The following is a 13,895-nucleotide window of genomic DNA, read 5'->3' on the forward strand; positions in this document are numbered from 1 at the left end:
GATCTGGTGTTGGCGGGGCGTCCTCAGCCGGCGGAGACCGAGGCCAGGCGGTGGATGGCGGCCATCGGGACCGGAAGCCAGTCGGGCCGGTGCCGGGCCTCGTACAGCACCTCGTACACCGCCTTGTCGGTCTCGTGGGCGCGCAGCAGTTCCGGCTCGGAGCGCGGGTCGGTGCCCGCCGCCTCGGCGTATCCGTCGCAGTAGGCCTCCCGGCAGCGGGCGGCCCACTCGGGCTTCCAGGGCCGGTGCGAACGGGCCGCGTAGTCGAAGGAGCGCAGCATCCCGGCCACGTCGCGCACCGGGGGCTGCGGGCTGCGGCGCTCCGGGAGCGGCCGGGCCGGCTCGCCCTCGAAGTCGATCAGCGACCAGAAGCCGTCGGCGCCCCGCAGGGTCTGGCCCAGGTGGAGGTCGCCGTGCACCCGCTGGGCGGCCCAGCTGCGCCCCCGGTGCCCGAGCGCGGCGACCGCGTCGAAGGCGGTGCGCAGCCCGGGCACGTACGGGACCAGCTCCGGGACCGCGTGGGCGGCGGCCTCCAGGCGCTCCACCATGGCGGCGGCCAGCTCGTCGGTCTGGGCGCGGCGGAGCAGCGGGGTGGGCAGGGCGGCGGCGAGCGCGGTGTGCACCTCGGCGGTGGCCCGGCCCAGCGCCTTCGCCTCGGCCAGGAAGTCGTGCCCGGTGGTGAGGGCGCGCAGGGCGAGCTGCCAGCCGTCCTGGGCGCCGCGCAGGTAGGGCTGGAGCACCCCGAGCGTCAGCTGCTCCGGGGTCGCCGCCTCGAACCAGGCGACCGGCGCGGGAACCCGCCCGCACCCCTCGCGGGACAGGGCGAGCGGGAGTTCCAGGTCGGGGTTGGTGCCCGGGAAGACCCTGCGGAAGATCTTCAGGATGTACGCGTTGCCGTACACCAGCGAGGAGTTGGACTGCTCGGTGTCCAGCACCCGCGGCGGCAGGTCCTCCGGGATCGGCTCCGCGCCCCGGTCGAAGCGGACCGCGCCGAGCCGGCCAGGGGTGCGCAATCGTTCCAGCAGCAGTGAGGCGAGGCGCGCGTCGTGCAGTCCGTCGTACACCGCGAGCCCGGCCAGCGGCCCGTCGGGCACCCGGCCGATGGCGGCGGGCGCCAGGTGCTGGGGCAGCGCGGAGCGGACGCCCAGGAGCAACTGGTAGCAGTCCACGGGGGGCTGGGCGGGCATCGTGGGCTGGTGGACCCGCACCAGCAGGTGCAGGAGCCCCGGGGCGGAGCCGTCACCGCCGTCCACCGGCAGTATTTCGGTGGCCGAGACGAGCGAGAAGGCGGTGATGGGCCGTCCCTTGCCCGCGAACCACCGCTGCCGGGGCAGCCATTCGTGGAGCAGCGGTCCGAGAGACGGAATCAGGGCTGTGCTGTTCGCCAGGGTGACCTGAGCGGATGCAGCCTCCGACATGGCATCGCGTCCTTTCCCCGGGCACACCACAGGATGCGAAGAGTGTCCCGGATTGCGGCATTGGCTGTCCGGCTGTGCGGGACGTGTCGGGTCAGGATGATCCGTACGGACTCGACATGAGGGGATAGAAACGCCAGGAGGATCCAGGAAGCTTCCTGAACCACCCGGTATGGGTGCGGGTGCCCCGTGCGAGGCGGCGGTAACCGCCCCGCACGGGGCCTCGCGCGTCAGCTCGGCGGCGCGTCCTTGCGCAGCCGGAACCAGTAGAAGCCGTGTCCCGCGAGAGTCAGCAGGTAGGGCCACTGACCGATGGCGGGGAAGCGCACCCCGCCGATCAGCTCCACCGGATGACGCCCGTTGAAGGACCTGAGGTCGAGCTCCGTCGGCTGTGCGAACCGGGAGAAGTTGTGGACGCACAGCACGAGGTCGTCCCCGTGCTCGCGGGTGAAGGCGAGCACGGCCGGGTTCGAGGACGGCAGTTCGTTGTAGGTGCCGAGGCCGAACGCGGGGTTCTGCTTGCGGATCTCGATCATCCGCCGGGTCCAGTGCAGCAGCGAGGACGGGGAGGCCATCGACGCCTCGACGTTGGTGACCTGGTAGCCGTAGACCGGGTCCATGATCGTGGGGAGGTAGAGCCGCCCGGGATCGCTGGAGGAGAACCCGGCGTTGCGGTCGGGTGTCCACTGCATCGGGGTGCGTACGGCGTCCCGGTCGCCCAGCCAGATGTTGTCGCCCATCCCGATCTCGTCCCCGTAGTAGAGGATCGGGGAGCCCGGCAGCGAGAGCAGCAGGGCGGTGAACAGCTCGATCTGGTTGCGGTCGTTGTCCAGCAGCGGCGCCAGCCGGCGGCGGATGCCGATGTTGGCCCGCATCCGCGGGTCCTTGGCGTACTCCGCGTACATGTAGTCGCGTTCTTCGTCCGTCACCATTTCGAGCGTCAGCTCGTCGTGGTTGCGCAGGAAGATGCCCCACTGGCAGTTGTCCGGGATCGCCGGGGTCTTCGCCAGGATTTCGGAGACCGGGTAGCGGCTCTCGCGCCGCACGGCCATGAAGATGCGCGGCATCACGGGGAAGTGGAACGCCATGTGGCACTCGTCCCCGCCGGACCCGTAGTCGCCGAAGTAGTCCACGACGTCCTCGGGCCACTGGTTGGCCTCGGCGAGCAGGACCGTGTCCGGGTAGTTGGCGTCGATCTCCTTGCGGACCCGCTTGAGGAAGTTGTGGGTCTCCGGCAGGTTCTCGCAGTTGGTGCCCTCGCGCTGGTAGAGGTACGGCACCGCGTCGACCCGGAAGCCGTCGATGCCCAGGTCCAGCCAGAAGCGGAGTGCGGAGATGATCTCCTCCTGCACCGCCGGGTTCTCGTAGTTGAGGTCGGGCTGGTGCGAGAAGAACCGGTGCCAGTAGTACTGCTTGCGCACCGGGTCGAAGGTCCAGTTGGACGACTCGGTGTCCACGAAGATGATCCGGGCGTCCTGGAACTGCTTGTCGTCGTCGGCCCAGACGTAGTAGTCGCCGTACGGCCCGTCGGGGTCGGTCCGCGACTGCTGGAACCACTCGTGCTGGTCGCTCGTGTGGTTCATGACGAAGTCGATGATCACGCGCATGCCGCGCTGGTGCGCGGCATCCACGAACTCCACGAAGTCGGCGAGGTCGCCGAACTCCGGCAGCACGGCGGTGTAGTCGGAGACGTCGTAACCACCGTCGCGCAGCGGCGACTTGAAGAACGGCGGCAGCCAGAGGCAGTCGACCCCCAGCCACTGGAGGTAGTCGAGCTTGGCGGTGAGCCCCTTCAGGTCTCCGATGCCGTCGCCGTTGGAGTCCTGGAAGGACCGGACGAGCACCTCGTAGAAGACGGCACGCTTGAACCAGTCGGGATCGCGGTCCTTGGCCGGGGTGTCCTCGAACGTGTCGTGGACGGGCTCATTGACGATCATGGTGTGGGTGACCCTCCGGTCGGCGGGGACGGTCGCAGGACGGCGATGTGCGCGGGCGTCACGCCCGGCTCAAGGCGCACATAGAACGTCCTGCCCCAGTGATAGGAAGTGCCGGTGAGCTCGTCGCGCACCGGCACGCTCTCGTGCCGGTCGAGGCCGAGTTGCGGCATGTCCAACGAGACGGTCGCCTCCTGGGTGTGGTGCGGGTCGAGGTTGACGACCACCAGAAGGATGTTCGAACCGGAACGCTTGCTGTACGCGATCACCGCGTCGTTGTCCGAGGCGTGGAAGTGCACGTCACGCAGCTGCTGCAGGGCCGGGTGGCGGCGCCTGATCCGGTTGAGCGAGGTGATGAGCGGGGCGAGCGAACGGCCCTCGCGCTCTGCGGCTTCCCAGTCCCTGGGCCGGATCTCGTACTTCTCCGAGTCGAGGTACTCCTCACTGCCGTGGTGGATCGGGGTGTTCTCGCACAGCTCGTACCCCGCGTACACCCCCCAGGAGGGGGAGAGGGTCGCCGCGAGCACCGCCCTGGCCTCGAACGCGGGCCTGCCGCCTTCCTGAAGGTATCCCGGAAGGATGTCGGGCGTGTTCACGAAGAAATTCGGCCGCATGAACGCGGCGGTCTCACCGGCCAGCTCGGTCACGTAATCCGTGAGTTCCTGACGGGTGTTCCGCCAGGTGAAATACGTGTACGACTGCTGGAACCCGATGGCGCCGAGGGTGCGCATCATCGCCGGCCGGGTGAACGCCTCGGCCAGGAAGATCACATCGGGATCGGTGCGGTTGATCTCGGTGATGACCTTCTCCCAGAAGATCACCGGCTTGGTGTGCGGATTGTCGACCCGGAAGATCCGCACACCCCGGTCCATCCAGAACCGCAGGATGCGGACGCTCTCCGCGACGATGCCCGGAAGGTCCTTGTCGAAGGCGATCGGGTAGATGTCCTGGTATTTCTTCGGCGGATTCTCCGCGTACGCGATCGAACCGTCGGCCCGGTGCTGGAACCACTCGGGGTGCTTCTCCACCCACGGATGGTCCGGCGAGCACTGGAGGGCGAAATCCAGGGCCACTTCGAGACGCAGGGTGCGGGCCGTCTCCACGAAATGGACGAAGTCCTCCAGCGTGCCCAGATCCGGGTGGACCGCGTCGTGCCCGCCCTCCGCCGAACCGATCGCCCAGGGGACCCCCACATCGTGCGGGGCGGGGGTCAGCGAGTTGTTCGGGCCCTTGCGGTGCGTTGTGCCGATGGGGTGGATCGGCGGCAGATAGACCACGTCGAAGCCCATCGCGGCGACCGCCGGAAGCCGCTCGGCCGCCGTCCGGAAGGTGCCGCTCACGACCCGGGGCGGCTGCGGCCCGGCGGCCTTGGCGCCCCGGCCCTTGCGCGGTTTCGGGGTCTCGTACCGGGCCCCCTCGGAACGCGGGAACATCTCGTACCAGGAGCCGTACAGCGCGCGCCGCCGCTCCACCACCAGCGGGTGCGGGCGGGACGCGGTGACCAGTTCCCGCAGCGGGTGGCGGTCCAGCGCCGTCCTGGCCTCGGGCGCCAGGGCCGCCGCGAGGCGCGCCTCGGCCGGCCGGGACTCGTCGCGCAGCGCGTCGACCGCCGCCAGCACCGCCTCCCGTCCGTCGCGCTTCGGGACGCCCTCGGCGGCGCGCTCGTACAGCTCGGCGCCCTCGGCGAGGACCAGTGCGGTGTCGATGCCCGCCGGGATCTTGATCCCCGCCGCGTGGCGCCAGGTGGCGACCGGGTCGCTCCACGCCTCGACCGTGTACGTCCAGCGGCCCTCGGAGTCCGGGGTGACCTCGGCGCCCCAGCGGTCGGTGCCCGGCGCCAGCTCGCGCATCGGGGTCCAGGGGCCCGGGCGCCCGCTCGGGCTGCGCAGCACCACATTGGCGGCCACCGCGTCGTGGCCCTCGCGGAAGACGGTCGCGGTGACCTGGAAGGTCTCACCGGCAACGGCCTTGGCGGGCCTTCTGCCGCAGTCGACGAGCGGATGGACGTCGAGAACGGGAATGCGACCGATCATGGAATCACCTGGGGGCTGGAGCTCGGACTCGGCAGAGTGGGCAGCGTGCGCCGAAGGCCTAACGCGCGCGCCGCGAAGATGGGGTTGCGTCCTTTCTAGCCGCTCCGTGGATGACTGGTGGGGTGTGGGCATGGCCGCTCCTGTGCGCGTTCACTCGAATGGCAGTCCAAACAGGTCGTATACGAACCGGGACCGATCATCGGCGGCCAGGGAATGAATCACGCGAGTGCCGGAGATGAACCGTCATCGGCTGTCATCCGAATGCATTCGTTCCGGGTACCGGAGAAGCCTTCCCCCGCATCGTGGTGGGCCAATCCGGTGATAGGTCAGCTGCTCGGGCGTACGGGGGACGTGGGAATGGGCGCCACCCGGCAGCTTTCCCTGTGGCGCGAAGGCCCACAAGACCGAATGAGGAGAAGGAATCGGCCATAACGCCTGTGGCGTACGGGTCCGGTGACGCCTTACGGGGCCGAGGAGGCGTACGGGAAAGCCGGGCGCCGTGTCGGGCGGGCCGCGGTCACGGCTACCGTCGAGGGTGACGGAGCGGCGCACATGGAGGTGCGTCCCGCTCGGATTCGTACGTCCCCTGTAAAGGTGGAATACGTGAAGGCCATTCGTCGATTCACCGTGCGTCCCGTCCTTCCGGACTCCCTCCAACCCCTCAGCGACCTGGCGCGGAACCTGCGCTGGTCGTGGCACACCGAGACCCGCGAACTCTTCCGGGCCGTCGACCCGGCGGCCGGCTCCGGGGCGGAGTGCGACCCCGTACGCCTGCTCGGCTCCGTGTCCGCGGGGCGGCTCGCCGAGCTGGCCCGGGACGAAGCGTTCCTGCGCCGGCTCGCCGAGGCGTCCGCCGACCTCAGCGCGTACCTCCAGGGCCCCCGCTGGTACCAGGAGCAGCGCGAGCAGGACGACGCGCTCCCCGCCGCCATCGCCTACTTCTCACCCGAATTCGGGGTGACCGCCGCCCTGCCCCAGTACTCCGGCGGGCTCGGCATCCTCGCCGGGGACCACCTCAAGGCCGCCAGCGACCTGGGCGTGCCCCTCATCGGCGTCGGGCTGCTCTACCGCCACGGCTACTTCCGGCAGAGCCTGTCCCGGGACGGCTGGCAGCAGGAGCACTACCCCGTCCTCGACCCGAACGAGCTGCCGCTCACCCTGATCCGCGAGGCCGACGGCACCCCCCTCCAGATCGTCCTGGACCTCCCGGGCGGCCGGTCCCTGCACGCCCAGATCTGGCAGGCCCACGTCGGCCGGGTCCCCCTGCTCATGCTCGACTCCGACGTCGAGGAGAACCTCCCCGGCGAACGCGAGGTCACCGACCGGCTGTACGGCGGCGGCAGCGAGCACCGGCTGCTCCAGGAGATGCTGCTGGGCATCGGCGGCGTCCGCGCCGTGCGCGCGTACTGCCGGCTGACCGGCCACGCCGCCCCGGAGGTCTTCCACACCAACGAGGGCCACGCCGGCTTCCTCGGCCTGGAGCGCATCCGCGAACTCGCCACGACGGGGCTGGACTTCGACGCCTCGGTGGAGTCCGTGAGGGCCGGCACCGTCTTCACCACCCACACCCCGGTCCCGGCCGGAATCGACCGGTTCGACCGCGAACTCGTCGCCCGCCACTTCGGCGAGGACGGCGAACTGCCCGGGATCCCCGTCGAACGCGTCCTCGAACTCGGCACCGAGACCTACACCGGCGGCGACCCGGGCGTCTTCAACATGGCGGTCATGGGGCTGCGGCTCGCCCAGCGCGCCAACGGCGTCTCCACGCTGCACGGCGCGGTCAGCCGGGAGATGTTCGCCGGGCTCTGGCCGGGCTTCGACGCGCCGGAGGTCCCGATCACCTCCGTCACCAACGGCGTCCACGCACCGACCTGGGTCGCCCCCGAGGTCTACCGGCTGCGCGCCGAGTCGGGCGGCACCCCGGGCCGCTGGGACTCCGTCGCGGACATCCCGGCCCGCCGGCTCTGGGACCTGCGCCGCACCCTGCGCGAACAGCTGGTGGCCGAGGTCCGGCAGCGGCTGCACGCCTCCTGGCGCCACCGGGGCGCCCAGCCCGCCGAACTCGGCTGGATCGACGGGGTGCTCGACCCGGACGTCCTCACCATCGGCTTCGCCCGCCGCGTCCCCTCGTACAAGCGGCTGACGCTGATGCTGCGCGACCGGGACCGGCTGCGGGCGCTGCTGCTGCACCCGGAGCGGCCGGTCCAGATCGTCGTCGCGGGCAAGGCGCACCCGGCCGACGACGGCGGGAAGCGGCTGGTCCAGGAGCTGGTCAGGTTCGCCGACGACCCCCGGGTCCGGCACCGCATCGTCTTCCTGCCCGATTACGGGATGGCGATGGCGCAGAAGCTCTACCCGGGCTGTGACGTCTGGCTGAACAACCCGCTGCGCCCGCTGGAGGCGTGCGGCACGAGCGGGATGAAGGCCGCGCTCAACGGCTGTCTCAACCTGTCCGTGCTGGACGGCTGGTGGGACGAGTGGTTCGAGCCGGACTTCGGCTGGGCGATCCCCACGGCCGAGGGCGGCGCGCTGGACGAGGACCGGCGCGACGACCTGGAGGCCAATGCCCTGTACGAACTGATCGAGGACCGGGTCGCCCCGCACTTCTACGCGAGCGGGGACGAGGGGCTGCCCGGCCGCTGGATCGAGATGGTCCGCCGCACCATGGGCACTCTGGGCCCCAAGGTGCTCGCCGACCGCATGGTCGCGGAGTATGTCGAGCGGCTGTACGCCCCCGCCGCGCTCGCCCAGCGCTCGCTGGACGTGCCCCGGGCGCGGGAGCTGGCGGGCTGGAAGGCGAAGGTCCGGGCCGCCTGGCCGAGGGTGGCCGTCGACCATGTGGAGGCGGTGACGCCGACCGCCTCCGGTGCGACGGCGGAGCTGGGGTCCACGCTGGCGCTGCGGGTCCGGGTCTCGCTGGGCGCGCTGGCTCCGGACGACGTGGAGGTGCAGGCGGTGGCGGGGCGGGTCGACTCGTCCGACGCGATCTCCGGGGCCCAGGTCTTCCCGCTGAAGCCGGCGGGCGGCCAGGACCTGGAGGGCCACTGGCTGTACGAGGGCCCGCTCGCCCTGGACCGCACGGGCCCGTACGGCTACACCGTGCGCGTGCTGCCGGCGCACCGGCTGCTGGCCAGCGGCGCCGAACTCGGCCTGGTCGCCCAGCCGACCGGGGCCACGGGTGACGGCGGCGGCGTGCTGCTGCGCTGAGCCACGCCCGGTATGGCGGAACCGCCCGGGGGGAATGGTTTCTCCCGGGCGGTTCCGTGTCACGGGCGGGTCATGCGGTGACCCGCGCGGTGGGGGGTGGCGCGGAGGGGGATCAGAAGGTCAGCTTGAAGCTGTTGATCTTCCCGGTGTCCCCGCTGTAGACGTCCTGGACCTTGAGCTTCCAGGTGCCGTTGGCCGTCTCCGACGAGGCGTTGACCGTGTAGGTCGTCTGGACGTTGTCCGCCGAGTCGCTGGAGGACGAGTTCTTCAGGCGGTACGTGCTGCCGTCCGGCGCGACGAGGTCGATGACCAGGTCACCGCGGTAGGTGTGCGTGATGTCCACGCCGACCTTGAGCGTGCTGGGCGCGTTGCCGGTGCGGCCGGTGACGGACACCGAGCTGGTGACGGCCGAGCCGTGGTCCGGGATGGCGACGGCCGAGTTGTTCTCGAAGACGGTGCCGGTACCGGGGTCGGTGCCGCCGGAGCGGCTGCCGACGTTGATCCCGGCCCAGGCGTCCTGGACGGCCTTGTACTCGGCGCTGCTCGTGCCGTACAGCTCACCGGCCACCGCGAGCGTGCCGGTGCGGGCGCCCGCGTAGTTGGTGGTGGAGGTGAACTTGGTGGTGAGCGCCTTGAACCAGATCTGCTCCGCCTTCGCGCGGCCGATGCCGGTCACCGGCAGGCCGTCCGAGGTGGGGGAGTTGTAGCTGACGCCGTTGATGGTCTTGGCGCCGCTGCCCTCCGACAGGAGGTAGAAGAAGTGGTTGGCCGGGCCCGACGAGTAGTGCACGTCGATGTTGCCGATGCCCGAGTACCAGGAGTCCTTGGAGGCGCCGTCCTTGCTCGGCTTGTCCTGGTAGCGCAGCGGCGTGCCGTCGCCGTTGATGTCGATCTTCTCGCCGATCAGGTAGTCACCCGGGTCGGCGGAGGTGTTGGAGTAGAACTCGACCGCGGTGGCGAAGATGTCGCTGGTCGCCTCGTTGAGGCCGCCGGACTCCCCGCTGTAGTTGAGGCCGGCCGTGTTCGAGGTGACGCCGTGGCTCATCTCGTGGGCCGCCACGTCCAGCGCGGTCAGCGGGTTGGCGTTGCCGCTGCCGTCGCCGTACGTCATGCAGAAGCAGCTGTCGTCCCAGAACGCGTTCACGTAGTTGTTGCCGTAGTGGACGCGGGAGTACGCGCCGACGCCGTCGCCCTTGATGCCGGTGCGGCCGTGGACGTTCTTGTAGTAGTCCCAGGTCTCGGCCGCGCCGTAGTGGGCGTCCGCCGCCGCGGTCTCCGCGTTCGAGGCGCTGCCGTTGCCCCACACGTCGTCGGAGCCGGAGAAGAGGGTGCCCTTGCCGGACGTGCCGTGGTTCAGGTTGTACGTCTTGTGGCTGCCGCGCGCGGTGTCCGTCAGGGTGTACGCGCCGGAGGAGCCGGACGTCCCCAGGGTGACCTGGCCGCTGTACTCGGTGTTGCCGACGCCGTTCTCGATGGCCTGCCACTCGTAGAGCTTCGCTCCGGTGGAGGCGTCCGTGATGACGTGCAGCGCGTTCGGGGTGCCGTCCTCCTGGAGGCCGCCGACCACGGTCTCGTACGCCAGCTGCGGGGTGCCGGAGGCCATCCAGACGACCTTGCGGGGTGCCTTGTCGGCCACGGCCCGGTCCGAACCGGCCGCCTTGGCCGCGCCGAGCGCCTGCTTGGAGGCCGCCGCCGGGGTGATGTCCGCGACCGTGTCGACGGCCTTCAGCTGGGCGGTGGTGGCGCGGGACGCCTTGACGACGCTCTCCGTCGCGCCGGCCTTGCTCTCCTGGACGACCAGGTCGCCGCCGAGGACCGGGAGGCCGTCGAAGGTGCGCTCGTAACGGGTGTGCGTGGTGCCGTCGTTGTCCTGGACGACGTCGCGGACGACGAGCTTCTCCTGGGACCCGAGGCCGAGCTTCTTCGCCGTGGCCGCCCGGCTCGCGGTGGCCTCGCGGATCAGCTCGGCGCGCTGCGAGGGAGAGAGCTGCTTGGCCAGGGCACCGGGGTTCGCCTTGGCGGCGGTGGCGCTCCTGGCGGTGCCGTTGTCCGGGGCGGCGGAGGCCGATCCGGTCTGGGCGCCTACGGCGAGGAGGGCGGCTGCGGCTATCAGAGCGCCGGTCGCGGTGGCACGACGGCTGTGCGTGGATCTCACGCGGACTCCTTCTGCGAGGGGGGTACCGGCGGCTGAGTGAGCCGTCCGGGCAGAGCAAGCAGAGCGCGGAACGGGGTGAAGAGTGTCAGGAGTCGGCCATCTCTGTCAGGACCGCGTCAACAACTTGGCCGGAATTCGTTCGTTGCCGGAAGATGCGTGTTCGTTAAGCGGACGTTTCGCGGAGCGTCGCCCGGCGGTTCCGTGGGGGGCGCCGAGTGCCTTGGCGCGCCGAAAGCGCAGGGCGCGTGAGGGTTGCGGGCGGAAGGGCGGAGTGCGACGCGAATGTGAACAAGCGGAAAGTTCCCACCTGACGAGACGGTAACGAGGGGTGGCGCGATCTGGCTGTCCGCCCCCGCTGCACAGGGGACGGGCAGCCGGAGCCGCGCCGAGAGGTCAGGCCAGGCTCTCCCGCCAGGCGCGGTGCAGACCGGCGAACCGGCCCGTGCCCGCGATGAGCTCGGACGGAGCGCCGTCCTCCACGATCCGCCCCCGCTCCATCACGAGCACCCGGTCCGCGACCTCCACGGTCGAGAGCCGGTGCGCGATCACCACCGCGGTGCGGCCGTGCAGCACCGTGTCCATCGCCTGCTGCACCGCGCGCTCACCGGGGATGTCCAGCGAACTGGTCGCCTCGTCGAGGATGAGTACCGCCGGGTCGGCCAGCAGCGCCCGGGCGAACGCCACCAACTGCCGCTGCCCCGCCGAGATCCGGCCGCCCCGCTTGCGCACATCGGTGTCGTAGCCGTCGGGCAGACCGGTGATGAAGTCATGGGCGCCGATCGCCTTCGCGGCCCTCTCGATCTCCTCCCGGCCCGCCTCCGGGCGGCCGATCGCGATGTTCTCCGCGACCGTTCCGGAGAACAGGAACGCCTCCTGGGTCACCATCACCACCCCGCGCCGCAGTTCGGGCGTGGCCAGGTCGCGCAGGTCGGCGCCGTCCAGCAGGACCCGGCCGGCGCTCGGGTCGTAGAACCGGGCGAGCAGCTTGGCAAGCGTCGACTTGCCCGCCCCCGTGGAGCCCACCACGGCGACCGTCTGCCCCGCCGGGATCGTCAGGTCGAACCGGGGCAGCACCTCGCCGCCCGTCCGGTACCCGAAGCTCACCCCGTCGAAGACCACCTCGCGGCCGGGCCGGTCCCCGGCCCTGGCCGGCAGCTCACGGGGCTCCAGCGCCTCCGGGACCGTCGGCGCCTGCGCGAGGAGCCCGGCGATCTTCGCCAGCGAGGCGGCCGCGGACTCGAAGGAGTTGAGGAACATGCTGAGCCGGTCGATCGGGTCGTACAGCCGCCGCAGGTAGAGCACCACCGCGGCCAGCACCCCCAGCGCGAGGCCGCCGTCCGCCACACGGTAGGCACCCCACAGCACGATTCCGGCCACCGCCGTGTTGGCGACGAGCCGCGAGCCGACGACGTAGCGCGCGTTCTCCAGCATCGCGTCGCCGTTGGCGGACCGGTGACGCGTGTTCAGCTCCAGGAAGGCCGCGTCGTTGACCCGCTCGCGGCGGAACGCCTGGACGGGCCGGATGCCGTTCATGGTCTCCGCGAACTTCACGACGACCGACGCGATCGCCGTCGAACGGCTCGCGAAGATCACCGAGGAGCGCTTCCGGTACAGCCGCACCAGCAGATACAGCGGCAGGAAGGACGCCACTGCCGCCGCGCCCGTCGCCAGGTCCAGCCAGAGCAGCACCACGGCGATGGACACGAACGACAGGACGATGTGGATCAGCTCCTGGAGCCCCTCCTCCAGCAGCTCCCGCAGCGACTCCAGGTCGGTCGTGGACCGGGAGATCAGCCGGCCGGAGGTGTACCGCTCGTGGAAGTCCACGCTGAGCGCCTGCGCGTGGCGGAAGATCCGGCCGCGCAGGTCGAGCAGGACGTCCTGGCTGACCCGCGCGGACAGCTGGATGAACGCGTACTGCAGGGCGCCCGCGACCACCGAGCAGAGGGCGTAGCCCAGCGCCACGGCGATCAGCGGCCCGTAGTCGTCCTCGCGGAAGGCGGGCACCCCGCTGTCGATGGCGTACGCGACCAGCAGCGGCCCCGCCTGCACCGCCGCCTGCTGCAAAAGGATGGCCAGCGCGGACGCGGCCACCCGCCGGCGCATCGGCCGCAGCAGCGAGGCGAGCAGCTGCCGGGTGGCGCCGCGCGGGGTGGGCAGGTCGTCGCGGTCGAAGGGGTCCCCGGCCGTCTTCGGGGACGCCGCGTCCGGGGCGGGCCGCCGCTCGTCCTCCTCGCCGCCGGGTTCGGCGGGTCGTCCGGTCGTCGTGCTGGTCATCGGGTGCTGCCCTCCTCGGCAGGGGCCTTCGCGCCCAGGGATTCGGTGGGGTGGGTGCCGGGTACGGACCGCGCCCGCGCTCCGCCCTCCGTGCCCGCGTGGTCCTCCGTGCCCGCGTCGTCCGACGCCTCCGCGCCCGACATCAGCCAGGCGTACTCGGCGTTGCTGCGCAGGAGTTCCTGATGGGTGCCGACCGCGGTGATCCGGCCCCCGGACAGCAGCGCCACCCGGTCCGCGAGCATCACGGTCGACGGCCGGTGCGCGACCACCACCGCCGTGGTCTCCGCCAGGACCTGCCGGAGCGCCGCCTCCACCAGGGCCTCCGTGTGCACGTCGAGCGCGGAGAGCGGGTCGTCGAGGACCAGGAAGCGCGGCCTGCCCACCACCGCGCGGGCCAGGGCGAGGCGCTGGCGCTGGCCGCCCGACAGGCTCAGGCCCTGCTCACCGACCTCCGTGTCCACCCCGTGCGGCAGCTCCTGGACGAAGCCGGCCTGGGCGACCGAGAGCGCCCGCAGCAGCTCCTCCTCGCCGGCCCCCTCCGCGCCCATCAGCACGTTCTCCCCGACGCTCGCCGAGAAGAGAGTCGGCTCCTCGAACGCCACCGACACCAGCTCCCGCAGCCGGGCGCGCGGCATGGCGGTGATGTCCTCGCCGTCCAGCGTGATCCGCCCGGACGTCGCCTCGTACAGCCGGGGCACCAGCGAGGTGAGCGTGGTCTTGCCGGATCCCGTGGCGCCGACCAGGGCCATGGTCTCGCCCGGCCGGATGTGCAGGTCGATGCGGTCGAGCACGGGCGCCGAGCCCTCCTCCGCGTCGGGATAGCGGAACCCGACGCCCTCGAAGACCATGCCGCCCGCCTCGGGGGCCGCGGACG

7 protein-coding genes are annotated in these 13,895 nt (G+C 71.3%); 1 reads left to right on the forward strand and 6 read right to left on the reverse strand.

The annotated features are described in order from the left end of the window. Positions 1 to 23: 23 nt before the first annotated feature. The 3 genes from ACN6LM_RS35365 to ACN6LM_RS35375 form a co-directional block, all read right to left on the reverse strand. Complete coding sequence (locus ACN6LM_RS35365) at positions 24 to 1,418, reverse strand: maltokinase N-terminal cap-like domain-containing protein (protein ID WP_445069525.1); 1,395 nt, start codon at positions 1,416 to 1,418, stop codon at positions 24 to 26. Positions 1,419 to 1,645: 227 nt separating this feature from the next. Continuing rightward, entirely contained in the window at positions 1,646 to 3,352 is a 1,707-nt protein-coding gene (gene treS / locus ACN6LM_RS35370) for a maltose alpha-D-glucosyltransferase (protein WP_445069526.1), read from the reverse strand. Further along, a complete protein-coding gene (locus ACN6LM_RS35375) occupies positions 3,349 to 5,382 on the reverse strand; it encodes a maltotransferase domain-containing protein (RefSeq protein ID WP_445069527.1) in 2,034 nt (677 codons plus the stop codon). The genes treS and ACN6LM_RS35375 overlap by 4 nt, the downstream gene beginning before the upstream one ends. Positions 5,383 to 5,985: 603 nt before the next feature. Here ACN6LM_RS35375 and glgP point away from each other — a divergent pair. Further along, positions 5,986 to 8,589 (forward strand): alpha-glucan family phosphorylase, encoded by a 2,604-nt coding sequence (glgP, locus tag ACN6LM_RS35380; RefSeq protein WP_445069528.1) that lies wholly within the window; start codon positions 5,986 to 5,988, stop codon positions 8,587 to 8,589. 112 nt (positions 8,590 to 8,701) lie between these two features. On the opposite strand, the gene ACN6LM_RS35385 is transcribed toward glgP, so the two are convergent. The 3 genes from ACN6LM_RS35385 to ACN6LM_RS35395 all read right to left on the reverse strand — a co-directional run. Next, a complete protein-coding gene (locus ACN6LM_RS35385; RefSeq protein ID WP_445069529.1) occupies positions 8,702 to 10,744 on the reverse strand; it encodes a M4 family metallopeptidase in 2,043 nt (680 codons plus the stop codon). A gap of 393 nt (positions 10,745 to 11,137) precedes the next feature. After that, entirely contained in the window at positions 11,138 to 13,021 is a 1,884-nt protein-coding gene (locus ACN6LM_RS35390) for an ABC transporter ATP-binding protein (protein ID WP_445069530.1), read from the reverse strand. Beyond that, positions 13,018 to 13,895 (reverse strand): ABC transporter ATP-binding protein (locus tag ACN6LM_RS35395; protein ID WP_445069531.1); only part of this gene is annotated, 878 nt, incomplete at its 5' end. The genes ACN6LM_RS35390 and ACN6LM_RS35395, both read right to left, overlap by 4 nt.

The sequence above is a fragment of the Streptomyces sp. SAS_281 genome, from assembly GCF_052542855.1.